Origin of the sequence: Streptomyces spiramyceticus (assembly GCF_028807635.1) — a bacterium.
Classification (GTDB): domain Bacteria; phylum Actinomycetota; class Actinomycetes; order Streptomycetales; family Streptomycetaceae; genus Streptomyces; species Streptomyces spiramyceticus.
Window position 1 is genome coordinate 639486 of record NZ_JARBAX010000001.1, and the last position, 24570, is coordinate 664055.

The window sequence follows — 24570 nt, forward strand, 5'->3', positions numbered from 1 at the left end:
CTGAACAGGACAGGCCCAACTCCCATCCCCGGTCTTAGACTGGCCTTATCCAGAGACGGCCTCGAGAAGGGCACTCCCGATGCAAGCAAGCGTGGGCGACCAGCTGCTGGTGCACGGCAGGACCGTGGGTCACGAGGACAAGGTCGCAAAGATCGTCGAGGTGATGGGCGCCGAGGGCAACCCGCCGTTCCGTGTCCGCTTCGACGACGGACACGAGGCGGTGGTGTCGCCGGGTCCGGACGCTGTCGTACAGCACAAGGGCCCGACAAAGTAAGCACCGAGCACGAGCACCGAGCACCTTCTGCAATAAGAGTCAGCGGGGCGGTTTAGCCCTGTCCGGGTAGTGGTCCGCCACTACCCGGCCCATTGCCCCGATGCGGTCCGCCGCGACCTCCTTCGCCGAGAAGAAGACATGGCCGCGCACCTCGGCGTAGTTCTTGGCGAGCGTGAGATGGCGTGAGAGTTCCGCCGGATCCTGCCAGGCGGCGGGCTGGGCCGGGTCGCCGGCCTTGTAGAGGGCCTCGCCGATGTACAGGTCGACGCCTGTGTCGCGTGCGACGTCCGACCACCAGGGCAGCAGCTTGGCGTAGTCGGCGGCTGCGAGGCCGATGTTCCAGTACAGCTGGGGCACGACGTAGTCGAGCCAGCCCTCCTTGACCCATTTCCTGGTGTCGGCGTACAGATCGTCGTACGTCTGCGCACCGGCCCGGGTCGGCGAGCCCAGCGGGTCGGTCGAAGCATTGCGCCACACCCCGAAGGGGCTGATCCCGAAGCGCACATCTTTCTTGACCTGCTTGATCCGGGTGGCCATCTCGCTGACCAGACGGTCGGTGTTGTCGCGCCGCCAGGCTGCCCGGTCCGGGAATCCCGCTCCGTAGCGGGCGTACGCCTCGTTGTCGGCGAAGGTCTGGCCCGCCACCGGATACGGGTAGAAGTAGTCGTCCCAGTGCACGGCGTCGATGTCGTAGCGGCTCACCGCGTCAAGCATCGCGTCCTGGACGAAGCGCCTGACCTCGGGCAGCCCCGGGTTGTAGTAGAGCTTCCCGCCATACGGCAGCACCCAGTCGGGATGCACGCGCGCGGGGTGGTCGGCCACCAGCTTCGAGGGATCCGTGTGAGTCGCCACCCGGTACGGGTTGAACCAGGCGTGCAGTTCAAGACCGCGCTCGTGCGCCTCCCGCACCGCCGTCCCGAGCGGATCCCAGCCGGGGTCCTTGCCCTGGACGCCGGTGAGGTACTGGGACCACGGCTCGTACGGCGAGGGCCACAGGGCGTCTGCCGTCGGCCGCACCTGGAGGACCACCACGTTCAGCCTGCGCCGTACCGCGGTGTCCAAATGAGCCAGGAGCTCGGTCCGCTGCTGGTCGGCGGTGAGGCCCGGCCTGGACGGCCAGTCACGGTTGACGACGCTCGCCAGCCACATGCCGCGGAACTCGCGCTTCGGGTCGCGGCGACGCCCGGCGGCCGCCGCTGCGTCTCCCGAAACCGCGAGCACGGACAGTGCCCCGGCCGCGCCCATCAATAGCCCTCTTCGCCCGATATACCCCATGCTTTGTCCCTCGGTCGGTGTGTACGTCCCGTCGTGCCCGCAGAGCATTCCCGCCCCGGCCCCTCACGCACACGTAGGTCCGGAGTAACGTCGGGGGCCGAGGCGGGCACCGTAACCACACGGTATGCCTGCCGAACTGTTGATCAGCGAAAGGCACGATGTGACGGACTCCATGGCGGATGTGCAACGCGTCGGAGTGGTGGGCTGCGGCCAGATGGGCGCAGGCATTGCCGAGGTGTGTGCCCGCAGCGGCCTCGAAGTGAAGGTTGCGGAGACCACGGGCGAGGCCCTGGAGATCGGCCGCACCCGGCTCTACAACTCCCTCTCGAAGGCCGCCGAACGCGGCAAGATCACCGACGAGGAGCGCGACGCCACGCTCGCCCGCCTCAGCTTCACGACCGACCTCGGGGAGTTCGCCGACCGCGACCTCGTCATCGAGGCCGTCGTCGAGAACGAGGCGATCAAGACCGAGATCTTCCAGGTCCTCGACCAGGTGGTGACCCGGCCTGACGCGATCCTCGCCTCCAACACCTCCTCGATCCCCCTGGTGAAGCTGGCCGTCGCCACCTCCCGCCCGGACCAGGTCATCGGCATCCACTTCTTCAACCCGGCCCCGGTGCAGAAGCTCGTCGAGCTGATCCCGGCGCTGACCACCTCCGAGGAGACGGTCAAGCGCGCCGAGGCCGTCGTGCAGAACGTGCTCGACAAGCACGCGATCCGCGCGCAGGACCGCTCGGGCTTCGTGGTCAACGCGCTCCTCATCCCGTATCTGCTCTCGGCGATCCGGATGTTCGAGTCGGGCATCGCGAGCCGCGAGGACATCGACAACGGCATGGAGCTGGGCTGCGCCCACCCCATGGGCCCGCTCAAGCTCGCGGACCTCATCGGCCTCGACACGGTCGCCTCGGTCGCCGACTCGATGTACGCGGAGTTCAAGGAGCCGCTGTACGCCGCGCCCCCGCTGCTGCAGCGCATGGTGGACGCGGGCAGGCTCGGACGTAAGACGGGCTCCGGGTTCTACCCGTACTCCTGATTCGCACGGAGTGTGCGGGGCGTACACGCATATGCCCCGCACACACGCTCCCACCATGGGCACAGGGCGAGTTGACTCTGCGTCACATGCACGAGGACGCCGGACGGCCTTGTTGAAAAGGAGCGGATCGTGAGTATCGACCCCGATCAGACCGTGGTCGTAGAAGAAGTCGCCGAGTTACGGCGCCACCTGGACGTCGGTCTCGTGAAGATCGACGGCCGGCTGGCGCTGCTGGCCCAGCGGAGCGGTCAGGCCGACAACGACCTGACCGGCCTGGCCGCACGCGTGACGGCGCTGGAGCACACCCGCTGGCCGCTGCCCACCGTGGCGGCGCTGAGCGCGGTCGGAGCTCTGACGGTGACTGTCTGGCAGGCACTCGGCCACTAGGGGGACACCCCTGGGGGCTGCCCCTCTAGCCGAGGCGCAGATGGTGCAGCATCAGCAGTCCGGCCGCCATATTGGCGGCAGGGACTTCCCCGCGGGCCACCATGTCGGGGACCAGCTTGAGCGGGACCCACTCGCGCCGCGAGGACTCGAAGTCGTCCTCGGGATGGCCGGTGTACGTCGCGTCCTCGGCCCAGTAGAGGTGGTGCCGGGCGTCGGTGAGGCCGTTCGACGGCTCGACGGTGAGCAGATGGCGGAGCGGACCGGGCCGCCAGCCGGTCTCCTCCTCCATCTCCCGCGCCGCCGCGTCCCGTACGTCCTCACCGTCCTCGACGACACCCGCCGCGAGTTCCCAGCCCCAGCTGTCGGTGATGAAGCGGTGCCGCCACAGCAGCAGCACCTCGTTCGCTTCGTTGACCACCGTCGCCACGGCCACGGGGCGCAGCCGGATGACGAAGTGGTCGAGGTGCCGGCCGTCGGGGAGTTCGACATCCGCGAGGTTGACCCGGAACCAGCGGTTTTTGTACACACTTTGTTCGCTTAAGTTCGTCCACTGCACTGTTCTGCCACCTTCCGACAAGTCGATGGCAACATCGCAGCAGGAGCACGGTCGCAGGGGAACGGTCACAGGGGAACGCGCAGCGCCCCGTCGATCAGTTCGGCCGCCTCTTCGGCACCGGCGCACCCGCTCCCCACCAGGTGCTCGCGCACCGCCCGCAGGCGGTCGCGCAGCCGCTGCGACTCCATCCCCCGGGCCCGCTCGGCCATCTCCGTGGCGATCTCCACGGCCCGGTCGGCCTTGCCCTGGCGCAGCTCGATGTGGGTGAGCATGGCGAGCCGGTGGACGCGCCCCCGGTCGTGCGCCGGACTGCCCACCGCCGCGTCCGCGTGCTCCCGCGCGGCCGGCAGGTCACCGAGGCTGAGCAGTGCCTCGGCCACCTGTACGTTCACCAGGCCCGGCTGTACGTACCCGGTCTCGTCCGGCTCGCTCCCCGGCCTGATGCACTCGGCTTCCGCCTCCGCACGCCGGATGCACGACAACGCCCCCTTGCCGTCGCCGAGATGGGCGTACGCCTTGGCCTGCATCGCATGCAGGTCGGCGGCCAGCGCCGGGGTGGTCTGGCTGCCCGCGGTGCGCAGGGCCGCCTCCGCGAAGGCCACCGCCTGCCGGTATTCGGCCATGAACAGCGACTGGTTGACGAGCAGCGCGATGATGTACGCGCCAAGTCCCCTGTCTCCGCTGGCCTTCGCGAGCCGCAGGGCCTGGTGGAAGTAGCGCTGGGCGAGCCCCTGGGCGTCCGAGTCGTACGCACAGATGCCGGCCACCGCCACGAGACCGCCCGTGGCGCGGTGCAGATGGCGTCCCATGGCGTTGGAGTAACTGCCGCGCAGCAGCGGGGCGGTCTCGGTGTTGAGGAAGCACACGATCCGCGACCTGGTCGCGACGCCGCCCGCCTTGCGGTACATCAGCTCGTAGTGCGCCCTGGCGGCGCGCAGCATCTGTATGTCGGCGACGCTGACCCGCGTCTGGCCCTTGCGCGAGACGTCCGAGTCCTCCGGCGGGTTCTCCCACTCCCATACGGGCATCACGGCAGGCGTGCCGGTGACGGCGGGTGCGCCGAGGACGTGCGGGCGCTGCTGTTCGTCGGAACGCCACAGCGCGGTGGCCCGCTCCACGAATCCGGTCAGCGGCGATCCGTGCTGCATGACCGTTTTGCCTGGCACCCCGAAGCCGATGTCGTCCAGCGTTATGGGGCGGTGCAGGCGGGCGGCGAGGACCTCACAGATCAGGTCGGGCACCTGGCCGCGCGGACGCTGGCCCTTCAACCACCGGGCCACGGCGGTGTGTTCGTACCGCAGCGCGAGTCCTCTCGCGCTGCCCGCCTGGTTCACATGGGCGGCGAGACCGGCGTTGGAGATCCCCGCCTCGTCGAGCAGGGCATCGAGCAGAGTGTTCGGCTGCATGGCCTCTCCGGTGGCTCGGTGGGCGCCGTACGTCAGGGTAGTGGAGCTGCTTTCACACGGGGTGTGAACCAAGTGCCCGCACTCGTACCCCGCGTGCTCTCCCGCGCCACACGATGCGCGCGCTTAACTGAAGCGCCTCTCACAGGAGGCGGCCGGGCCGCCGGCTCCCCCTCGTACAGTGCGGCGGCCCGATCCCGCACCGTCCGTCCTGTTGGTCTGCCCGACACTCCGCAGCAGGACGGACGGAGTCGCGGCCGGAACGACGACACCGGTCACCGATTGGAGGGTTCCGCGCGGGAGCGGCGCAGCGCCGGGTCACCGGGCTGCGCCGGAACCCGCCTGCGGTCGTTGCGCAGCACGAGCAGGGCGACGTCGTCGGCGAGCCGCCCGCCCGTGTGGCGCAGCAGCGCCGTGTGAACGCGCTGCACCACGACGGCCGGTGAGACCGGCGAGCCGAGCGCGGCGGCCTCGGTGAGCGCCCGCTGCAGGCTGAAGAAGTGCCCGTCTGCGTTCCTGGCGTCCTCGGCGCCGTCGGTGTGCAGCACCAGCGCCTCGCCGGGAAGCAGGCGCGTACACCGGTGTGCGGACAGGTCGGCGGGGAGCGGAAAGGGGCCCAGCGGCGGCAGCGGGTCGCCGCCCGCGAGCGGCTCGGCTGTCCTGCGCAGCCGGTAGGGCCACGGGTGCCCGCAGTTGAGCGCGAGCACCTCTCCGTCCTCGTGGATCTCCAGCAGGAGTACGGTGACGAATTCCTCGGCCAGCGGATTGTCCGGGTCCGCGCCGTTCACCGCCGGGTGCTCGGACCTCGACCTGTCCCGCAGATGCCGTTGCAGCGCCCGTTCCAGCCGCCGCATGACGTTCTCCAGGGTGTCCTCGTCGTGCGCCGCGTCCCGGAAGCTGCCGAGGATCGCGGCCACCGCCCCGATGGCGGCCAGCCCGTGGCCCCGTACGTCGCCGATGACGACGCGTACCCCGTGCAGGGTGGCCACGGCCTCGTACAGATCACCGCCGACCGTCGCACCACGGCTGGCGGACAGCTGCCCCGCGGCCAGGGCGAGCCCGTCGAGCCGGGGTGGCAGCGGGCGCAGCAGCACCTGCTCGGCGGCGCGCGCGACCTCGCGGATCCGGCGCAGCTCCCGCACCGGGCCGAGCCGGACGCCGGTGAGCAGATACGCGACCAGCGCGAGGAAGGCCGCGCAGGTCACGAAGCGGGGTGCCATCCCGTCGTGGGAGGAGAACGGGCAGGCCAGCTCCCAGGCGGTGGCGGCGACGAGCCAGACGGTGGGGAGGCCGAAAACGAAGGCACGCCGGGTGTACGGAACACCCGCGCATCCACCCCGTCGGGTCGTCTTGGTACGGATCATCGCGACGGCCCCCTAGGCCCTGGCCCCTGTACAACACTGGCCCTCACGGCCGGAATGATTGTGTCGACCGTCCGTACCTGTTTGCGTACATCGCCCGCAATCTCACCCGAATGAGTGAGGGGCGCGTCCGTAACTCCGGACGCGCCCCTCACTCTGCTTGACCAGGCGTTACGCCCCGCGCAGCACCGCTCCCGTGCGCTCGGCGGCGAGCGCGACGGCGGCGTCGCGGGCGGCGGATGCCTCGTCGACGGTCAGCGTGCGGTCGGGTGCGCGGAAGCGCAGCGCGTACGCGAGGGACTTCTTGCCCTCGCCGAGCTGCTCGCCGGTGAATACGTCGAACAACCGCAGCGATTCGAGGAGTTCACCGGCGCCTTCGCGCAGCGCGGACTCGACGTCCGCCGAAGGAACATCGGCGGGTACGACGAGCGCGACGTCCTGGGTCGCCACCGGGAAGGTGGAGATCCGCGGCGCCCGCACCACGCCGTCGCCGGCCTGCTCCAGTACGTCGATCTCGACCTCCATGGCGCAGGTGCGCTCGGGCAGGTGGAGCTCCTTGACGACGCGCGGGTGCAGCTCACCGGCGTGCCCGACGAGGGTCTCCTCGCCGTTGACCGTGACGAACAGCGCGGCGCAGCGGCCCGGGTGCCACGGGGCGTGCTGGTCGTTGCGCACGGTCAGCTCGACGCCGGCCTCGCGGGCGAGCGTACGAGCAGCCTCGACGGCGTCCGCCCAGTCGGCCGGGCGGCCCTTCCCCCACCAGCCGGCCTGCTCGCGGGCGCCCGCGAGGACGACGGCGGCGCGGCGCGGCTGACGCGGCAGCGTGGAGTTGAGACCGGCGATCTCCTCGTCGGTCGGGCGGCGGTCGACGGGGAGGCGCGCGGCCTTGTGCTCCTCGCCGGTCAGTGGGGTCTCCCCTGCTCGAACGGAGTTGAGAGCTTGGGGAAGGAAGACGAGGCCGGTCTCGAAGAGCGCCAGGTCGTGCGAGCCGCGGCCGTCGTTGCGGCGCAGCGCGCCGAGGAGGCCGGGCAGCAGCGTGGTGCGCAGCGCCGGCTCCTCGTCGGAGATCGGGTTGACCAGCTTGACCGTACGACGGCGGGCGTCGTCGGCGTCCAGACCGAACTGGTCGAGCACGGCCTCGCCGATGAACGGGTAGTTCAGTGCCTCGACGTAACCGGCACCGGCCAGCGCACGGCCGATGCGGCGGTACAGCCGCTGCCGGTCGGTGAGCCCGCGGCCCGAGGGCGGCGTCGGCAGGGTCGACGGCAGGTTCTCGTAGCCTTCGAGCCGGATGACCTCTTCGGCCAGGTCGTTCGGGAAGGCCAGGTCGGGGCGCCAGGACGGCACGGTGACGATGAGATCGTCCTGCCCGTACACGTCGCAGCCGACCTCCTGCAGGCGGCGTACGACGGTCTCGCGGCCGTAGTCGACGCCTGCCACGCGGTCCGGGTGGTCCGCGGGCATGGCGATCGTGCGCGGCGCGGAGGGCGCGACGACCTCGGTGACGCCCGCCTCTGCCGTGCCGCCGGCGAGCAGCACCAGCAGGTCGACGGTCCGCTGGGCGGCCGCGGACGCGGCCTGCGGGTCGGTGCCGCGTTCGAAGCGCTTGGACGCCTCGGAGGACAGCTTGTGGCGACGTGCGGTACGGGCGATGGACAGCGCGTCGAAGTGCGCCGCCTCGATGACGATCTCCGTGGTGCCCTTGACGGCGCCGGTCTCGGGGTCCGTCTCCGAGTCGGCGATCTCGGTGTTGGCGCCGCCCATGACGCCTGCGAGGCCGATGGGCCCGCGGTCGTCGGTGATGACGAGGTCCTCGGAGTCGAGGGCGCGGTGGGCGCCGTCGAGGGTGACGAAGTGCTCGCCCGGCTCGGCCCGGCGGACACCGATCGCACCTTCGATGCGGGAGCGGTCGTACGCGTGCAGGGGCTGGCCGAGCTCCAGCATCACGTAGTTCGTGATGTCGACCGCGAGGGAGATCGGACGCATCCCGGCCTTCTGCAGCCGACGCCGCAGCCAGATCGGGGAGTGGGCCTCGGGGTCGAGCCCGACGACCGTACGGGCGGTGAAGCGGTCGCAGCCCTGCGGGTCGGCGATGTTCACCGGGTAGCCGTACGAGTTCGGCGCGGGCACGTCGAGCAGCGCCGGGTCTCGCAGCGGCAGCCCGTACGCGGTGGCGGTCTCGCGGGCGACGCCGCGGATCGACAGGGCGTAGCCGCGGTCGGGCGTGACGGCGATGTCGAGCACCTCGTCGACCAGCTCCAGGAGCTCGATGGCGTCGGTGCCGACCTCGTACTCGGGCGGCAGCACGATGATGCCGTGCGTGCCGTCGTCGCCCATGCCCAGCTCGTCGCCGGAGCAGATCATGCCGTGGGAGGTCTTGCCGTACGTCTCGCGCGCGGCGATCGCGAAGTCGCCGGGCAGGACGGCGCCCGGGAGGACCACGACGACCTTGTCGCCGACGGCGAAGTTGCTGGCGCCGCAGACGATCTCCTGCGGCTCACCGGTGCCGTTGGCGGTGCCGACGTCGACGGTGCAGAAGCGGATGGGCTTCTTGAACTCCGTCAGTTCCTCGATGGTGAGGACCTTGCCGACGACCAGCGGGCCCTTGAGGCCGGCGCCGAGCTGCTCGACCGTCTCGACCTCCAGGCCCGCGGAAACGAGCTTGGCCTGTACGTCACGGCCGGTCTCGGTGGCGGGGAGATCGACGTACTCCCGCAGCCAGGAAAGCGGGACCCGCATCAGATCTCCATCCCGAAGGGCCGAGTGAACCGGACGTCACCCTCGACCATGTCTCGCATGTCTTCAACGTTGTGGCGGAACATCAGCATCCGCTCGATGCCGAACCCGAAGGCGAATCCGCTGTACTTCTCGGGGTCGACGCCGCAGGCGGTGAGCACCTTCGGGTTGACCATGCCGCAGCCGCCCAGCTCGATCCAGCCCTCGCTGCCGCAGGTGCGGCAGGGACGGTCCGGGTTGCCGACGGACTCGCCGCGGCAGACGTAGCAGACCATGTCCATCTCGGCGGACGGCTCGGTGAACGGGAAGTAGTTCGGGCGCAGCCGGGTCTTCATGCCCTCGCCGAAGAGTGCCTCGACCATGTGGTCGAGGGTGCCCTTCAGGTCGGCCATGGTGAGGCCCTCGTCGACGGCGAGCAGCTCGATCTGGTGGAAGACCGGGGTGTGCGTGGCGTCCAGCTCGTCGGTGCGGTAGACGCGCCCGGGGCAGACGACGTACACGGGCGGTTCCCGGTCGAGCAGGGCGCGGGCCTGGACCGGCGAGGTGTGCGTGCGCAGTACGACGCCGGACTCGTCGCCCGTGGTGGGCTTGCCGTCGGGGGTGGCGCCCTGGACGAAGAAGGTGTCCTGCATCTGGCGCGCGGGGTGGTCGGGCACGAAGTTCAGGGCGTCGAAGTTGAACCACTCCGCCTCGACCTCGGGGCCCTCCGCGACCTCGTAGCCCATGGCGACGAAGACGTCCGAGACGCGCTCCATGAAGCTGGTCAGCGGGTGGCGGGCGCCGGCCGGGGTGCGGTCGTAGGGCAGCGTGACATCCACCGCTTCCTCGACCAGGACCCGCTCGTCGCGCTCGGCCTCCAGCACCGTCTGGCGGGCGGCGAGGGCCTTGTTCACGGCGCCGCGCGCCATGCCCACAAGCTTGCCGGCCGAGGCCTTGGCCTGCGGGGGCAGCGCGCCGATCTCCCGGTTCGCGAGGGCCAGCGGCGAGGTGCCTCCGGTGTGCGCGGTCTTCGCGTGGGCGAGCGCGTCGAGGTCGCCTGCGGCGGCGAAGGCGGCGAGCGCCTCGTCCCGCATGCGCTCGATCTCTTCCGGTTTCAGCGCCTCGACCTCAACAGGGTCGTACGACTTATTGGGTGCGGACATCTCTTCCCGTACTTCCGATTGGCTGGTGGCGCGGCCCCGCTCGACCACTGAGGACGCAAAGGTGCCAAAGGTCGAGTCTAAAGGCCGTGAGGGGTGAAGAAGCCCGTGGGCTGCTCAGGCCAGGTAGGCCGGGGCGCCGACGGGCAGAATAAACCGGAACTCGGCGCCGCCGCCGGGTCCGCGGCCGACGGTGATCGATCCCCCGTGCGCCTCGACGATGCCCTTGACGATGTACAGCCCCAGGCCGGTTCCGCCGCGCTTGCTGCCCCGCCAGAAGCGGGTGAAGACGCGGCCCATCGAGTCCTCGGGGATACCGGGGCCTTCGTCGGTCACGGTGACGGCCGTTCCCTTCGCTGGATTCTCGGCGTTCTTGGTCTGGGCGGATGCCACCTCGATGGTGACGGTTCCCTCGCCGTGCCGCACCGCATTTTCCAGCAGGTTGCCCAGCACCTGGTCGATCTTGTCCGGGTCTGCCCAGAGATCGGGCAGCGGCTGCTGGATACGGACCAGGAAGCGGTCCGGGGCCTGCCCGTTGGAGGTGTGTGCGTGGATGTGCCGTCCGACGGCCGCCGGTATGTCCACGGGCTGGCGGCGCACTTCGAGGCGCCCCGAGTCGATGCGGGAGATGTCGAGGAGCTCGGCGATGAGCCGGGTGACGCGGTTGGCGTCGGCGTCGACGGTCTCCAGCATCAGCCGCTTCTGATCGTCGGTGAACCGCTCCCATTTGGCGAGCAGCGTCGCCGTGAACCCCTTGACGGAGGTCAGCGGGGAGCGCAGCTCGTGAGCGACGGTGGCGATCAGCTCGGCGTGGCTGCGCTCGGTGCGGCGCCTGGCCTCGGTGCCGCGGATGGTGACGACGACCCGGCGTACGGGCCCGGTCGGCTCGCGGCGTACGTACCGTGCGGAGACGAGCACCTCGCGGCCGCCGGGCAGCAGCAGATTGCGTTCGGGCTGGCCGACGCGGATGGCGAGTCCGCCGTACGGATCGGTCAGCGTCCACCAGCGGCGGCCTTCGAGGTCTTCGAGCGGCAGCGCGAGCTCCAGGGGCCTGCCGAGTGCGGCGTCCTTGGCGATGGCGGTGATCCGGGCGGCTGCGGCGTTGAAGCAGATGACGCGGCCGTTCTCGTCGGCGACGGCGAGGCCGTCGGGGAGATCGTCGGGATCGATCCCGCAGCAGTCCGATCCGCCGGACCGACTCTCCGTGGAACCGCCCACCTGTGACGGACCGCTCGTGCCGACAGACATCCCCGTATCCCACCTCTCGGACTAGCGGTGGGGGTACCTCCCTGCTCAGGGGCCGCTCCCTGCTCGACCGAAGCCGAGACCGTGGTACGCGAAGGGGAAGCCGAGAGCTTTGGGGGAGGGCCCCCGAGCCCGCCACACTACTAGCTGGAGGTGACGCTGCGGCACCCTCCGGAAGCACGCTGCGCACGCGCGGACGCGTAGAGGCACACTGCGGCGGCGGTGGCGAGGTTGAGGCTTTCCGCCTTGCCGTGGATCGGAACGCGCACCACGGCGTCCGCGAGCGCGCGGGTCTCCTCCGGCAGGCCCCAGGCCTCGTTGCCGAATACCCAGGCGGAGGGGCCGCCCATGGTGCCCGCGTCGAGCTCGTCGTCGAGGTCGTCGTCGCCCGCGCCGTCGGCTGCGAGGATGCGTACGCCTACGCCCTTCAGCCCGCTGACGGCCTGCTCGACGGGGACGCCGACGGCGACCGGCAGGTGGAAGAGCGAGCCGACGGACGCCCGGACGGACTTGGGGTTGTACAGGTCGACGGAGGCGTCGGTGAGGACGACCGCGTCGGCTCCGGCGGCGTCGGCGCAGCGCAGCACCGTGCCGGCGTTCCCGGGGTCGCGGACGTGCGCGAGGACGGCGACGAGCCTGGGCTTCGCGGCGAGGATCTCTTCGAACGGCGAGTCCAGGAAGCGGCAGACGCCGACGATGCCCTGCGGGGTGACGGTCTGCGAGACCTCGGCGAGCACCTCGTCGGGCGCGAGGTGGACGCGGGCGCCGGCTGCGCGGGCGGCGTCGACGATGTCCGCGTACCGCTCGGCGGCGTCGACGGTGGCGAACAGCTCGATCAGGGTCGGTTCGCCGTCGCTGCGGTGCTCGACCGCCTCACGGACGGCCTGCGGCCCCTCGGCGATGAACCGGCGCTCCTTGCCGCGGAAACTGCGCTTGGCCAGCCGCTTGGCGGCGGTGACGCGCGGGGATCGCGGGGAGATCAGCTCGGGGGTGCCCATGGTGTCGGCGGCTCACTTCTCTGCGTACGGCGAAAGGGGTCGAGCACATGGTCGTGCAGCACGTGATGGAACACATGGTGGTGCACAACGCACCGGACCCGCAGGCGGCGAAGGCCTGCGGGTCCGGTCGGGAAGACGGTGTTGCCTGAGATCAGGCAGCGGTCTTCGGAGCGTTGACGTCGCTCGGGAGCGCCTTCTGAGCGACCTCGACGAGCGCGGCGAACGCGTTGCGGTCGTTGACGGCCAGCTCGGCGAGGATCTTGCGGTCCACCTCGATGTTGGCGGCCTTCAGACCCTGGATGAGGCGGTTGTACGTCATGCCGTTCTCGCGGGCAGCGGCGTTGATGCGCTGGATCCACAGCTGACGGAAGTCGCCCTTGCGCTTCTTGCGGTCGTTGTAGTTGTAGACCAGGGAGTGGGTGACCTGCTCCTTGGCCTTGCGGTACAGACGCGAGCGCTGACCGCGGTAGCCCTTGGCCGCCTCGAGAATTGCCCGGCGCTTCTTGTGGGCGTTGACTGCCCGCTTGACGCGTGCCACTTGTTAACTCCTTGTAGCGGGGCCGTGGTGGTACTCACACGACCCGGAAGTGAATTGGTCTCGGTCTTCGACGTCGCGCCCCGGTCACCCGGAGCCGCGACATCACTTGCCGAGAAGCTTCTTGATCTTCGGGGCGTCGGCCGGGGACACGACGACCGCACCCGTCAGGGAGCGGGTCTTCTTCGACGACTTGTGCTCGAGCAGGTGGCGCTTACCGGCGCGCTCGCGCATGACCTTGCCGGAGCCCGTGAGCTTGAAACGCTTGCTGGCACCGCTGTGCGACTTGTTCTTCGGCATCGCGCCGTTCTCTCCTCGTCAGTGACGCTCCCCCGGTGCGAGCACCGGACTGCGGGAGCGTCAGATCTTTGGTGTGGGTTTCCGGGCGGGACCCGGGGCCGCCTGGGTGGCAGCCCCGTGCATCACGCCTCGGAAGGGGTCTCGGACTGTGCCTCGGCCGGAGCCTCGGCAACCTCGGTGACCTCGTCCGTCGACACGGTGTCGTCGGTCGCGTAGCCCTGGCGCTCGGCCTTGCGGGCCGCCTGGGCCTCGCGAGCCTCGGCCATGGCCTCGGTCTTCTTCTTGTGCGGGCCGAGAACCATGATCATGTTCCGGCCGTCCTGCTTGGGATTCGACTCGATAAAGCCAAGGTCCTCGACGTCCGACGCCAGACGCTGCAGCAGTCGGAAGCCAAGCTCGGGGCGGGACTGCTCACGACCACGGAACATGATCGTGATCTTGACCTTGTCGCCCTGCTTGAGGAACCGAACGACGTGACCCTTCTTGGTGTCATAGTCGTGCGGGTCGATCTTCGGCCGGAGCTTCATCTCCTTGATGACCGTGTGCGCCTGGTTCTTGCGCGCTTCACGGGCCTTCATGGCCGACTCGTACTTGAACTTCCCGTAGTCCATGAGCTTGCACACGGGCGGACGGGCTGTCGCCGCGACCTCGACCAGGTCGAGGTCGTACTCCTGTGCAAGCTCCAGGGCTTTGGCAAGCGGCACAATGCCGACCTGCTCGCCGCTGGGTCCGACAAGTCGCACCTCGGGAACGCGAATCCGGTCGTTGATGCGGGGCTCGGCGCTGATGGATCCTCCTCAGTAGCACCACACGACTGTCTGGCAGGCAGCCGCGTAACGTCTGTTTCCTGGGACCAACCGTGGGGAGCCATGAAAAATGCCCCGGACGGGACACAGGCGGGGCTCCTGGAAATACCGGAGCACACCACGTATCAACCGCGGGGCGCATCGGACGGTTCCATCGTCCGTACGGAACGATGGGGACCGTCTGACCGGTGACCCGCCGTCCGCGAGGACAGCCAGGTGGGAGATCGGAGCCTCCACTTGTGGGCCGGGCACACACGTGTCCGGCCGGTCGTTACACAAGGCTATCAGCTCTGCCGGGGAGCGGCGAACGCACGGGCGGGGCGGTGGGCGGGCCCCGCAGGCCGGGGGACCGGGTGCCGCGGGCCGGGGCATATCGTGTGCGTCATGAGTGACGCGACCTCCCCCAATGAATCCCCCGACTTCGACGCCATGACGCGTGACATCGCGGAAGTCCCCGCAGTCGAGGTGATCGTCACGGTCGCGGTCAACCTGATGAGTGCGGCCGCCGTGAAGCTCGGGTTGACTGAGGACGGCGACGAGCACAAGGACCTCGACGAGGCACGGAAGCTGGTGCACGCACTGGCCGGTCTGCTGGACGCCAGCGCGACGGAGGTCAGCTCCTTCCACGCGGCGCCGCTGCGCGACGGCCTGAAGTCACTGCAGTTGGCCTTCCGTGAGGCGTCGACCGTGCCGGACGAGGTGGGCCAGGGTCCCGGCGAGAAGTACACCGGTCCGGTTTACGGCTGATTCAGCGACTTACGGCTGATCCAGCGACTTTCCCCGTACGAACAAGGGCTCGCCCGGAGGCGTGGCATCGGCCGGCAGCAGTGCCAGGTCGAGACCGCGCACAAGGCGGGCCCTCAGTGTTTCGTCGGCGGCGAGAGCCCCTGCGACGCGGCGGGCCGCATCGGCAGGCTCCGCGCCGGGAGCAAGAACCAGCGCGAGAGTGCCGTCGGCCTGACCGGGGCCAAGGTGGGCGCGGAGCACCGTGGGCTCTGCGGCGACGGCGGCTCGTACCGCCTCGGTGACGGCCGGGTCGTCGAGCGGCGCCGCACTGGTGCGGCCCTCGGCGGCGGCGAGCAGCGCGGACCCCGTGAGCTGGAACGGGACGGGACCGGCCAGGTCGAGGACGAGCGTGTCCGCCTTCTCGTGCGCCACGGCCTGGAGCGCCTGGTGCAGGGGTACGGCGACGGGGCGGGCCTCGGGATTCCAGAGCGCCAGCGAGGCGATCGAGGTGAAGGCGGGCAGGGCGCGGCGGTCGCCCGCCTGGAGGGTCGGCACGGCCATGTCGCTGGTCTTCTCGCGGCGCAGGCCGTTCTCGTCAGTCTCGACCTCGCCGAGTACGGCGACGACGGGGACCAACAGCCGGGCGCCCTTGAGTGCCCGGAGGACCTGCGGTTCGGCCGACCGGTCCGTTGACCAGGCGGCGAGGGCCGCGGTCAGCTGCGGGTCGGCGGTGCCGTCGTCGTCGGAGAAACCGGGGTCCGGGATGTTCTTTAGCGCCACGCGCCGAGCCTAGCCGCCGGGCGGTGAGGGTTTTCTCACCGGGGTTTAACCTCCGGCACAGCCGACGCCAAGTTTGCGTTCCTAGCGTCCGGCGCATGCCTCGACAGAGAGCATCCTTGCTGACGGCCACGATTCTGGTGGCTTGTACGGTCGCCGCGAACACGAACCTCGTGGACCGGAAGCCGCCGGATCCGGTGTCGGCGGCGGCGTCTGCATCAGAGTCGGAGCCGGAGTCGGACTACTTGCCCCAGACAGAGCGGATGACTGTGGAGCCCGAAGAAGAGCCCCGGGTGGCGCCCGTGGACGAGCCAGTGGACGAGCCGGTGGAGGAGCCGGTCGAGGAGCCCGCGGTGGATCTCGATGCGGTGCTGGCCAGGGCTGTCGGTCCGGTCGCGGCGGCCACAGACGCGTCGGTGGCGGTCGGCGTACTCGACCTGGAGAGCGGCAACGCGGCGGCCTACGGCAAAGACGCCTACGACACCGCGAGCATCGTCAAGGTCGACATCCTGGCGGCGCTGCTGCTGCGGGCGCAAGACGCGGGGCGGGGACTTACCGCGCAGGAGCAGGCGCACGCCAGGAACATGATCGTGAACAGCGACAACACGTCGGCGACCGCCCTGTGGAACGCGATCGGCGGGAGCGGGGGCCTCGATGCCGCGAATGCACGGCTGGGGCTCACCTCCACCCAAGGCGGCCACGGCGAGCGGTGGGGGCTGACGCAGACCACGGCGAAGGATCAACTCGCCCTGCTGAAGGCCGTGTTCGGCGATGAGTCGGAACTGAGCGAGGACTCGCGTACGTACGTCCAAGGCCTGATGAAGCGGATAGCCGCTGGTCAGGACTGGGGTGTTTCTGCGGCCGGGGACGGCTGGGCACTCAAGAACGGGTGGCTGCCGCGCAGCGCCACCGGTCTGTGGGACATCAACAGCATCGGGCGGGTGACGGTGGACGGACGGGTCTGGCTGATCGCCGTCCTGTCGGACGGCCACACCACCAAGGAGGCGGGCATCGCGCTCGTCGAAGACGTGGCGCGTACGGCCGTCAAGGCTGTCGGCGGGGCGCGCTGACCCGGGCGCCCCTCCAGAGGGCCACGGCGCCGGCCAGCAGGATGACGCCGAGGCCTCCGGCGACCGGGGCGAGCCAGCCGGCCGGTTCGCCGTCCGCGCGCTTCGGGTCCGGTCCGGTGCCGAAGTATTTCTTGCCGTACGCCGCCGAGCTCGGGCGCAGGCCCGCCGGGCGCAGCTTGCCGCCCGCCTTGACCGCGGCCGCCGGGTCCACGAAGCCGTAGCCGCGCGAGTCGTCGCGGCCGCCGTCGGGGGCGTTGCGGGCGGTGTCCATGAGGAGCTTCTTGACCTGGGCGGGGGTCAGGCCGGGGTGCGCGGAGCGTACGAGGGCGGCCGCGCCGGAGACGAAGGCGGAGGCTGCGCTGGTGCCCCAGCCCTCGTAGTACCGGCGGTCCGGGTCCGCGATGATCACGTCCACGCCGGGGGCGGAGACGGTGGCGTACCAGCGGCGGGTGGAGAAGGCGGCGTGCGTGCCGAACTCGTCGACGGCCGTCACCGCGATCACGCCGGGGTAGGCGGCGGGGTACGAGATGTGGTCGCCCTTTTCTCCGCCGTTGCCGGCCGATGCGACGACGACGGCGCCTTTGGAGAGGGCGTACTGGACGGCGGCGTCCTCGGCGGGCTCGGGGTGGGCGGACTTGCTGTCGTCGCCGAGGGAGAGGTTGATGACGTCCGCGCCGTTGTCGGCGGCCCAGCGGATGCCGTCGGCGAGGGCGTTGCCGCGGGTGGTGCGGGCCTTCTTGCGGGCCGCGTCGCCGCCTTCGAGGATGACGCGTACGGGGAGGATCTTCGCCTCGGGCGCGATGCCGAGTACGCCGTCGCCGCGGCCGGGGCCGTGCCCGTGACCGGCGATGATGCCGGCCATCGCGGTGCCGTGGCGGGCCCAGGCGCGGTCGCCCTTCTTGGCGCCGAAGCCGATGAGGTCCTTGCCGGGGAGCACCTGTCCTTCGAGGTCGGGGTGTGACCCGTCCACGCCGGTGTCGAGTACGGCGACGGTGATGCCCTCGCCCTTGGTCGTACGCCACACCTGCTCGGTATGCATCGCGTCGAGCCCCCACTGCTGTGGCCGGATGGCGTCGGCGCGGGCGGTGGCGGCGGGCAACAGGAGGAGAGCCGTGGCCGCGAGGGTGGCGACGGCTCGGGTGGGGGTACGGCCGGGGGTGCCGGTGGGGCGGCGGGTCATTGGGGCTTCTCCGTGGCCGCGGGGCCTGCGGCCGTCTTGCGCAGGGTGCGCTCGACGCGGTCGGCGACACCCTTCGCCTCGTGGCCGAGGCCGGACTGGGCGGGGGCGGTCGTCGCACCCTCGGCGGTGGCCTCGCCTGCGGGCTGCGGGTCGGGGACAGTGCGGCCGTCGGCGAAGCCGGAGACGGCGTACACGACGACGGGGACGTCGGTGAGCACGCTCACCGTCCAGCTCGCGCGCTGCCGGTCGCCGAAGCCCGCTGCCACAGTGCCCTTGGCGGGGTAGGTGCGGGGCATCAGGTCCGCGCGCTCGGCGAGGCCCTCGCGGGTGAAACGGGTGCGCAGGGCCTCCATGGCCGGGGCGTCGGCCTCGGTGAACACCATCCCGACGGTGATGACGCTGCTGCTGGTCGCGTCGGTGTAGGTGGCGCGGAGGAGGCGCACGCAGCCGACCGGTTCGAGTGCCTTGTGCAGCAGCGGATCGAGGGCTTTGGTGCAGCCGCTGTCGGGGGCGACGGCGACACGCGTCCATACCCGGTCGGCGCCGCCCGGTCCCGCTCCGTCGCCGGTCAGCGTGCGCGGGAAGAGCGTGTCGACGGCGGCGCTGTGCCAGAGGCCGCGTGCCTCGGCGTATCCGCTGGGGGTGGTGGCCTCCGCGTCGGGGGCCCCGGTCAGCCAGCTCCCGGTGACGGCGCCGCCGATGAGCCCGATCCCGAGTACGAGACAGGCGGCGGCGCCCACGACGCGGGCGGGGCGGCGGGTGCGGACTGGGCGCAGCCGCGTGGTGGTCTCGACGGGCGTCTCCGGCGGGGGCCAGTGCTGCTGCCGCTGCGCGGCGAAGGCGGCGGGGGGCCGGGGTGCGCCGGGCCGGGGCGTCATGTCGACGGCGCCGACGGGCCGACGGCGCCCGGAGCTCGCCGGGGGGCCTGCGGGAGGGCCTGCCGGAGGCGGCGGAACCTCGGCGGGGAGGGGGCCGGGACCGGGGGCGACCAAGCGGCGTACGGGGATGGGGCGCAGCCGCGCGGTGGTCTCAACGGCCGGCACGCCGGCCGCTCCCGGAGCGGAGGACCTCTGCGCCGCGGAACCGGTGCCCGAAGGCCCGGCCGCGGTACCGGTGCCCGAAGGCCCGGCCGCAGAACCGCCGTCGCGCGGATCGGACGCCGCCGCGAACGGCTGCGCGGCGGAACCCGGCACCGGGGCCACGGGGCCGCTGGGCTGCTGCTGCGATGCGGACGGCGAAGCCGCCGGGGCGGAACCGGTGGCCGAAGGCCGCGCCGGGGTACCGGCGGCGTCTCGCGGGTTGGACACCGGTGCCCTGAACGGCTGCGCGGCGGAACCCGGCACCGGGGCCACGGGGCCGCTGGGCTGCTGCTGCTGCTGCGATGCGGACACGGGAGCCACCGGACCGGCCAGTTGCTGCGGTGGGGAAACGGGGGTCGCTGGGCCGTTGGGGCGCTGCTGCGACGCCAATGCCGGAGTCGTTTGCTCGGCCGGCGTCTGCTGCGGGGCAGTGGGCGGGGCGGGCGGTGGCCCCGGGGGCGTTGCCTGGGCAGGGGGTGGGACCGGGGGTGCGGCTGGGGGTGGTGTTTTCGGGCGTGGGGGCGTGGGGGCTGCTCTCCATGCCTGAGGGAGCGGGGGTGTCTGCGGGTGGGGCAGGGCACCGTGCGCTTCGGTGCTCATCCGCCCCCCACTACTCGTGATTCTGCTCGTCCCGGACCTGTTCTCCGGGGTGCCCGACAGCCCTCCGGGGCAGGTCCGTTCGTACTCTACGGGCTGTCGCGAGCCCCGCGGGAACCAGCCCGCAGGCTCGTGGGGATCTGACCGGATGATCCCCCTACCCAGCGGTAAACCACTCTGGCAAGCTCTGGCCATGACACCGCGCGCTGCCGACCGGGCCAGGTACGACCGGGCCACTGCCCATCTCGACGCTCCCGTCGCCGTCGTCGATCTGGAGGCCTTCGACGACAACGCCGCCGATCTGGTCCGCCGGGCGGCGGGCAAGCCGATCCGGGTGGCGAGCAAGTCCGTACGCTGCCGGGCGCTGCTGGAGCGGGTGCTGGCGCGGGACGGATTCGCAGGCGTCATGTCGTTCACGCTGGCGGAGTCGCTGTGGCTCGCGCGGTCGGGGTTCGAGGATGTGCTGCTCGCGTATCCGTCGGCGGACCGTGGCGGGTTCGCAGAGCTCGCCGGGGACCCGAAGCTCGCCGCCGCCGTGACCGTGATGGTCGACGACCCGGCGCAGCTGGAGCTGATCGACCGCGCCCGCGACGGCGGCCGGGAGGAGATACGGGTCTGCCTGGAGCTGGACACGTCGCTGCAGCTGCTCGGCGGCCGCATACGGATCGGCGCGCGCCGGTCCCCCCTGCGCGAGCCCGCCCAACTTGCCGAGCTCGCCCGCTCGGTGGCCCGCCGGCCCGGGTTCCGGCTGGTCGGCATCATGGCGTACGAAGGCCACGTCGCCGGGGTCGGCGACGCCGTCGCGGGGCGGCCCGTGCGCTCCCGCGCCATCCGGCTGATGCAGAACGCCGCCCGCAAGGAGCTGGCCGCCCGGCGTGCGGCTGTCGTGCGGGCGGTGCGGAGCGTGGCGCCGGACCTCGAATTCGTCAACGGCGGCGGTACCGGCAGCGTCCAGCACACGGCCGCCGAGCACGCGGTGACCGAGATCGCTGCCGGGTCCGGGCTCTACCTTCCCCGGCTCTTCGACAACTACTCGTCGTTCACGGGCCGCCCCGCCGCCCTCTTCGCACAGCCCGTCGTCCGCAGGCCGGGCGTGGGAGTGGTGACGGTGCTCGGTGGTGGATACCCCGCTTCCGGTGCCGCCGGTCCCGACCGGGTGCCCGTCCCCTACCTCCCGGAGGGGCTGCGGTACGACCCCCAGGAGGGGGCCGGTGAGGTGCAGACGCCGCTGCTCGGGTCCCCCGCCGACGATCTCCTGATCGGAGACAAGGTGTGGTTCCGGCACGCGAAGGCGGGCGAGATGTGCGAGCGGTTCGACGAGCTGCAGCTGGTGGAGGGCGACCGGGTGACGGCCACCGTCCCGACGTACCGCGGTGAGGGCCGTACGTTCCTCTAGACGCCGTACGTTCCTCCAGTCAGCGTGCGCCCCCGGGTCCCGTCCCCCGGCGTTCCGGGGGACGGGACCTCGGGTCGGACACCTCTAGAGAGGGGTGACGTACGCCCCGGCGATCCCTCCGTCGACCAGGAAATCGGTCGCGTTGATGAACGACGAGTCGTCGCTGGCCAGGAACGCCACCGCGGCGGCGATCTCCTCCGCCTCCGCGAAACGGCCGCCCGGGATGTGCACGAGGCGCCGCGCGGCCCGCTCCGGGTCGCTCGCGAACAGCTCCCGCAGCAGCGGGGTGTTGACCGGCCCCGGGCAGAGCGCGTTGACGCGGATGCCCTCGCGGGCGAACTGCACACCCAGCTCGCGGGACATCGCGAGGACGCCGCCCTTGGACGCGGTGTACGAGATCTGGGAGGTGGCCGCGCCCATGATCGCCACGAAGGACGCGGTGTTGATGATGGAGCCGCGGCCCTGGCGCTGCATGTAGGGGATGGCGGCCTTGCAGCAGAGATAGACGGAGGTGAGGTTCACGTCCTGGACGCGCTTCCACGCATCGAGGCCCGTGGTCAGGATCGAGTCGTCGTCGGGCGGCGAGATGCCCGCGTTGTTGAAGGCGATGTCGACCGAGCCATACGTGTCGTACGCCGTCTTGAAGAGCGCGTCGACCTGCTCGGCGTCGGTGACGTCGACCCGTACGAACCTGCCTCCGACCTCTTCGGCCGCGGCCTTGCCCGCGGTCTCGTCGATGTCGCCGCAGACGACGTTCGCGCCCTCGGAGGCGAGACGGCGGGCGGTGGCAAGGCCGATGCCGCTGCCGGCGCCGGTGATGACGGCGGTACGGCCGACCAGGCGGTGGCAGACTACGGCGTCGGTCCGGGCGGTCTCGGTCCGGTCAGTCTCGGTCATGGTCTCAGGCCTCCGTGCTGATGAAGATGTTCTTGGTTTCGGTGAAAGCGGTGAGGGCGTCGGGGCCCAGTTCGCGTCCCAGGCCGGACTGCTTGTAGCCACCGAACGGGGTCGAATAGCGCACGCTGCTGTGGGAGTTGACGGACAGATTGCCTGCCCGTACCGCCTGGGAAACGCGCAGGGCGCGGCCCACGTCACGGGTCCAGATGGAGCCCGCGAGCCCGTACTCGGTGGCGTTGGCGAGACGGATCGCGTCCGCCTCGTCGTCGAAGGGGATGACGACGGCGACGGGGCCGAAGACCTCCTCCGTCGCGACGGCCGAGCCAGGATCGACGCCGACGAGTACGGTCGGCGGGAACCAGAAGCCGGGGCCCTCGGGGGCGCTGCCCCGGAGGGCCGTCACGCCCTCGGGGACGTACGAACGTACGCGCTCCAGCTGGGACTTGGAGATCAGCGGTCCCATCTGCGTCTTGCCGTCCAGCGGGTCGCCGACCACCACGGCCTCGATCGCGGGGGCGAGGAGCTCCACGAAGCGGTCGTACACGGTGCGCTGGACGAGGATGCGCGTACGGGCGCAGCAGTCCTGGCCCGAGTTGTCCAGGAAGGACATGGGGGTGGCGGTGACGGCGGCCTCGATGTCGGCGTCGGCGAAGACGATGTTGGGGCTCTTGCCGCCGAGTTCGAGGGTCACGCGCTTCACGCGGTCGGCGCACTTGGCCATGATCTGCTTGCCGACGCGCGTGGAGCCGGTGAAGACGATCTTCGCCACGCCGGGGTGCTCGACGAGTGCGTTGCCCGCGACGTCGCCCGCTCCCGGAAGTACCTGGAAGAGGCCTTCGGGAAGCCCGGCTTCGAGGGCGAGTTCCGCGAGGCGCAGGGCGGTCAGCGGTGTGGTCTCGGCGGGTTTGAGGACGACGGCGTTGCCCGCGGCGAGCGCGGGAGCCGTGCCCCAGGCTGCGATCGGCATCGGGAAGTTCCACGGCGCGATCACGCCGATGACGCCGAGGGGTTCGAGGACGGTGACGTCGAGGCCGCCCGCGACGGGGATCTGGCGGCCGCTGAGCCGTTCCACTCCCCCGGCGGCGAAGTCGAGGAGATCGCTGACGTTGCCCGCCTCCCAGCGGGCGTTTCCGAGGGTGTGGCCGGCCTCGCGGACCTCCAGCCGGGCCAGTTCTTCGGCGTGCTCGTCGACGACGGCGGCGAAGCGGCGCAGCAGGCGGGCGCGGTCGGCGGGGGCTGCTGCCGCCCACTCACGCTGCGCTCCGGCCGCTCGTACGACCGCCGCGTCGACATCGGCGACGGTCGAGGCCGCGACGGTGGCGACGACCTCTTCCGTAGCCGGGTTGAGGACCAGGTGCTCAAAGGGCTGCTCAAGGGACAAGGTCGGCCTCACATGCGTTCGAAGGAGCGGCGGAGCTCCCAGTCGGTCACCGCGGAGTCGAAGGCGTCCAGCTCGACCCTCGCCATGTTGCGGTAGTGCGCGACGACTTCGTCGCCGAAGGCCGCCTTGGCGATGGGGCTGTTCTCCCAGAGCTCGGCGGCCTCGCGGAGAGTGGTGGGTACGTGCTCGTAGTCGCCGGTGTAGGCGTTGCCCGTACAGACCTCGGGCAGTTCCAGCTTGTGCTCGATGCCGTACAGGCCGGCGGCGACCAGGCCCGCGACGGCGAGGTGCGGATTGACGTCGCCGCCCGGCAGCCGGTTCTCGAAGCGCATGGAGCGGCCGTGGCCGACGACGCGCAGGGAGCAGGTGCGGTTGTCGATGCCCCAGGCGACGGCGGTCGGGGCGAAGGAGCCAGGCCGGAAGCGCTTGTACGAGTTGATGTTCGGGGCGTAGAGCAGGGAGAAGTCACGCAGCGCGGCCAGCTGACCCGCGAGGAAGTGCCGCATCACAGGGGACATGCCGTCGGGGGCGTCGCCCGCCATGGCGTTGTTCCCGTCCGCATCCTGGAGGGACAGGTGGATGTGGCAGGAGTTGCCTTCGCGCTCGTTGTACTTCGCCATGAAGGTGAGCGAGACGCCCTCCTGGGAGGCGATCTCCTTGGCCCCGGTCTTGTAGATGGCGTGCTGGTCGCAGGTGACCAGGGCCTCGTCGTACTTGAAGACGATCTCGTGCTGGCCGGGATTGCACTCGCCCTTGGCCGACTCGACGGTCAGGCCGGCCGCCGTCATGTCGTTGCGGATGCGGCGCAGGAGGGGCTCGATGCGGCCGGTGCCGAGGACCGAGTAGTCGATGTTGTACTGGTTCGCGGGTACGAGGTCCTTGTAGCCGCGGTCCCAGGCCTGCTCGTAGGTGTCCTTGAAGACGATGAATTCGAGCTCTGTGCCGACATGCGCGGTGTAGCCGTGCTCGGCGAGGCGCTCCAGCTGGCGGCGCAGGATCTGCCGGGGCGCGGCGACGACGGGTGAGCCGTCGTTCCAGGCGAGGTCGGCGATGAGCATGGCCGTGCCGTCGTTCCAGGGGACGCGGCGCAGCGTGGAGAGGTCGGCGTGCATGGCGAAGTCGCCGTAGCCGCGGTCCCAGGAGGACATCTCGTATCCGTCGACGGTGTTCATCTCGGTGTCGACGGCGAGCAGGTAGTTGCAGCCTTCGGTGCCGTGGTCCAGGACGTCGTCGAGGAAGAACTGGGCGGCGAACCGCTTGCCCTGGAGGCGACCCTGCATGTCGGGGAAGGCCAGGACGACTGTGTCTATGTCGCCACTCGCAACCAGGGCACGGAGCTCCTGGATCGCGAGAGGGGGTGTGCGGTCTGCCACGGAAATTTCCTCCTTGGGTCAGCCGGAAGCCATAAGGTATTGCTGA

Annotated in this window: 23 protein-coding genes; 6 read left to right on the plus strand and 17 right to left on the minus strand. The window is 70.9% G+C overall.

Annotated features, from left to right (window positions below):
- Positions 1 to 79 precede the first annotated feature (79 nt).
- The gene (locus PXH83_RS02815; RefSeq protein WP_274556260.1) at positions 80 to 274 is read left to right on the plus strand and encodes a DUF1918 domain-containing protein; all 195 of its coding nucleotides are present in this window, start codon (positions 80 to 82) and stop codon (positions 272 to 274) included.
- A gap of 39 nt (positions 275 to 313) precedes the next feature.
- On the opposite strand, the gene PXH83_RS02820 is transcribed toward PXH83_RS02815, so the two are convergent.
- The gene (locus PXH83_RS02820; protein WP_420803107.1) at positions 314 to 1549 is read right to left on the minus strand and encodes a glycoside hydrolase family 10-like protein; all 1236 of its coding nucleotides are present in this window, start codon (positions 1547 to 1549) and stop codon (positions 314 to 316) included.
- Between the two features lie 172 nt (positions 1550 to 1721).
- Between PXH83_RS02820 and PXH83_RS02825 the strand changes: the two genes are divergently transcribed.
- Positions 1722 to 2582 (plus strand): 3-hydroxybutyryl-CoA dehydrogenase, encoded by an 861-nt coding sequence (locus PXH83_RS02825; protein WP_274562638.1) that lies wholly within the window; start codon positions 1722 to 1724, stop codon positions 2580 to 2582.
- A gap of 129 nt (positions 2583 to 2711) precedes the next feature.
- Positions 2712 to 2969 (plus strand): hypothetical protein, encoded by a 258-nt coding sequence (locus PXH83_RS02830; protein WP_274556262.1) that lies wholly within the window; start codon positions 2712 to 2714, stop codon positions 2967 to 2969.
- A 25-nt stretch (positions 2970 to 2994) separates the two neighbouring features.
- Here PXH83_RS02830 and PXH83_RS02835 read toward each other — a convergent pair whose 3' ends face one another.
- From PXH83_RS02835 to infC, 10 genes are all read right to left on the minus strand, one after another.
- Positions 2995 to 3525 (minus strand): NUDIX hydrolase, encoded by a 531-nt coding sequence (locus PXH83_RS02835; protein WP_274556263.1) that lies wholly within the window; start codon positions 3523 to 3525, stop codon positions 2995 to 2997.
- 65 nt (positions 3526 to 3590) lie between these two features.
- Positions 3591 to 4931, minus strand: a complete 1341-nt coding sequence (locus tag PXH83_RS02840) for a tetratricopeptide repeat protein (RefSeq protein ID WP_274556265.1) — start codon at positions 4929 to 4931, stop codon at positions 3591 to 3593.
- 272 nt (positions 4932 to 5203) lie between these two features.
- Positions 5204 to 6292 carry a PP2C family protein-serine/threonine phosphatase gene (locus PXH83_RS02845; protein WP_274556267.1) on the minus strand — a complete coding sequence of 363 codons (1089 nt, stop codon included), beginning with the start codon at positions 6290 to 6292 and terminating at the stop codon, positions 5204 to 5206.
- 168 nt (positions 6293 to 6460) lie between these two features.
- Entirely contained in the window at positions 6461 to 9028 is a 2568-nt protein-coding gene (gene pheT, locus PXH83_RS02850; protein ID WP_274556268.1) for a phenylalanine--tRNA ligase subunit beta, read from the minus strand.
- Entirely contained in the window at positions 9028 to 10167 is a 1140-nt protein-coding gene (gene pheS / locus PXH83_RS02855; protein ID WP_274556269.1) for a phenylalanine--tRNA ligase subunit alpha, read from the minus strand. Before pheS ends, pheT begins: the two co-directional genes overlap by 1 nt.
- A 114-nt stretch (positions 10168 to 10281) precedes the next feature.
- Entirely contained in the window at positions 10282 to 11412 is a 1131-nt protein-coding gene (locus PXH83_RS02860) for a sensor histidine kinase (protein WP_274556270.1), read from the minus strand.
- A 140-nt stretch (positions 11413 to 11552) separates the two neighbouring features.
- Entirely contained in the window at positions 11553 to 12407 is an 855-nt protein-coding gene (locus PXH83_RS02865) for a TrmH family RNA methyltransferase (RefSeq protein ID WP_274556272.1), read from the minus strand.
- A 151-nt stretch (positions 12408 to 12558) separates the two neighbouring features.
- Positions 12559 to 12945 (minus strand): 50S ribosomal protein L20, encoded by a 387-nt coding sequence (rplT, locus tag PXH83_RS02870; RefSeq protein WP_214920074.1) that lies wholly within the window; start codon positions 12943 to 12945, stop codon positions 12559 to 12561.
- Positions 12946 to 13047: 102 nt separating this feature from the next.
- Positions 13048 to 13242 carry a 50S ribosomal protein L35 gene (rpmI, locus tag PXH83_RS02875; protein ID WP_214920073.1) on the minus strand — a complete coding sequence of 65 codons (195 nt, stop codon included), beginning with the start codon at positions 13240 to 13242 and terminating at the stop codon, positions 13048 to 13050.
- A 122-nt stretch (positions 13243 to 13364) separates the two neighbouring features.
- Positions 13365 to 14030, minus strand: a complete 666-nt coding sequence (infC, locus tag PXH83_RS02880) for a translation initiation factor IF-3 (protein ID WP_214920139.1) — start codon at positions 14028 to 14030, stop codon at positions 13365 to 13367.
- A gap of 402 nt (positions 14031 to 14432) precedes the next feature.
- On the opposite strand from infC, the gene PXH83_RS02885 reads away from it, so the two are divergent.
- The gene (locus tag PXH83_RS02885; RefSeq protein WP_214920072.1) at positions 14433 to 14795 is read left to right on the plus strand and encodes a DUF1844 domain-containing protein; all 363 of its coding nucleotides are present in this window, start codon (positions 14433 to 14435) and stop codon (positions 14793 to 14795) included.
- A 9-nt stretch (positions 14796 to 14804) separates the two neighbouring features.
- On the opposite strand, the gene PXH83_RS02890 is transcribed toward PXH83_RS02885, so the two are convergent.
- Complete coding sequence (locus tag PXH83_RS02890; RefSeq protein ID WP_274556277.1) at positions 14805 to 15554, minus strand: SseB family protein; 750 nt, start codon at positions 15552 to 15554, stop codon at positions 14805 to 14807.
- Between the two features lie 95 nt (positions 15555 to 15649).
- Here PXH83_RS02890 and PXH83_RS02895 point away from each other — a divergent pair, with 95 nt between their 5' ends.
- Positions 15650 to 16621 (plus strand): serine hydrolase, encoded by a 972-nt coding sequence (locus PXH83_RS02895; RefSeq protein WP_274556279.1) that lies wholly within the window; start codon positions 15650 to 15652, stop codon positions 16619 to 16621.
- Here PXH83_RS02895 and mycP read toward each other — a convergent pair.
- Both mycP and PXH83_RS02905 read right to left on the minus strand, forming a co-directional pair.
- A complete protein-coding gene (mycP, locus tag PXH83_RS02900) occupies positions 16596 to 17801 on the minus strand; it encodes a type VII secretion-associated serine protease mycosin (RefSeq protein WP_274556281.1) in 1206 nt (401 codons plus the stop codon). The genes PXH83_RS02895 and mycP overlap by 26 nt on opposite strands.
- Entirely contained in the window at positions 17798 to 18679 is an 882-nt protein-coding gene (locus tag PXH83_RS02905) for a hypothetical protein (RefSeq protein WP_274562639.1), read from the minus strand. Before PXH83_RS02905 ends, mycP begins: the two co-directional genes overlap by 4 nt.
- A 991-nt stretch (positions 18680 to 19670) precedes the next feature.
- Here PXH83_RS02905 and PXH83_RS02910 point away from each other — a divergent pair.
- Positions 19671 to 20873 carry an amino acid deaminase/aldolase gene (locus PXH83_RS02910; RefSeq protein ID WP_274556282.1) on the plus strand — a complete coding sequence of 401 codons (1203 nt, stop codon included), beginning with the start codon at positions 19671 to 19673 and terminating at the stop codon, positions 20871 to 20873.
- An 84-nt stretch (positions 20874 to 20957) separates the two neighbouring features.
- On the opposite strand, the gene PXH83_RS02915 is transcribed toward PXH83_RS02910, so the two are convergent.
- The 3 genes from PXH83_RS02915 to PXH83_RS02925 are packed head-to-tail and all read right to left on the minus strand — an operon-like array spanning position 20958 to position 24524.
- Positions 20958 to 21770, minus strand: a complete 813-nt coding sequence (locus tag PXH83_RS02915; protein ID WP_274556283.1) for a 3-oxoacyl-ACP reductase — start codon at positions 21768 to 21770, stop codon at positions 20958 to 20960.
- 4 nt (positions 21771 to 21774) lie between these two features.
- Complete coding sequence (locus PXH83_RS02920) at positions 21775 to 23151, minus strand: aldehyde dehydrogenase family protein (RefSeq protein ID WP_274556284.1); 1377 nt, start codon at positions 23149 to 23151, stop codon at positions 21775 to 21777.
- A gap of 8 nt (positions 23152 to 23159) precedes the next feature.
- Positions 23160 to 24524 carry a glutamine synthetase family protein gene (locus tag PXH83_RS02925; RefSeq protein ID WP_274556286.1) on the minus strand — a complete coding sequence of 455 codons (1365 nt, stop codon included), beginning with the start codon at positions 24522 to 24524 and terminating at the stop codon, positions 23160 to 23162.
- Positions 24525 to 24570 lie beyond the last annotated feature (46 nt).